Genomic DNA, 541 nt, shown 5'->3' with positions numbered 1-541 from the left:
CTGCTGGGATGTGTCGCGACCCGATGTCCGCAGCGGGCCCGTGCCGCGAGTCCGGTGACCTATGTCAGCGGCGATGATCCGCCGGTGTTGTTGCTGCACGGGCGTTTCGACCACGTCGTCCCGTTCGGTCAGAGCGTCGAGTTTCGTGACGCGTTACAGCGAGCCGGGGTGCACACCGAATTCCACGCCTACGACTGCGATCACGAATTCTTCGGCGCCGCACCACCGCCGGAACAGATCCGGGCCACCTTGATCACCTTCCTCGACCAGACCTTCGGCCGTTAGCGCACAATCTGGTCGACGTGGGCTGACGCCATGACCGCAGTGCTGAGTTCATCGGGCACCGTCGGTGGCGCTGAGTTCGGAGGAGTCGCGGCGACGTCGACCGATCGCGGCGACAACCGTGACGGCAATAGCGAGTGCGACCGCCGCGGCGATGAGGTAGCTGGGACCGCGGATGGCGTCTTCGACGTTGTGCCAGTTGGCGCCGACGACGTATCCGAGGATCGCCAGCGCCGCGCTCCAGGGCAGGCATCCGGCG

1 protein-coding gene and 1 pseudogene are annotated in these 541 nt (G+C 66.4%); one reads left to right on the top strand and one right to left on the bottom strand.

Features of this window, described 5'->3' with window-relative positions; translation table 11 throughout:
* Positions 1–285, top strand: a 285-nt coding sequence (locus ON44_RS33595) for a prolyl oligopeptidase family serine peptidase (RefSeq protein ID WP_157187389.1), incomplete at its 5' end; no start/stop codon positions are given.
* Between the two features lie 48 nt (positions 286–333).
* On the opposite strand, the pseudogene ON44_RS33590 reads toward ON44_RS33595, so the two are convergent.
* Positions 334–541, bottom strand: a pseudogene (locus ON44_RS33590) (DedA family protein); the annotation flags it as partial.

Source organism: Nocardia vinacea NBRC 16497 (genome assembly GCF_000308835.1).
Taxonomy (GTDB): domain Bacteria; phylum Actinomycetota; class Actinomycetes; order Mycobacteriales; family Mycobacteriaceae; genus Nocardia; species Nocardia vinacea.
Note: the sequence above shows the minus strand (reverse complement) of the source record. Positions and strands in the feature narration are given on the sequence as shown.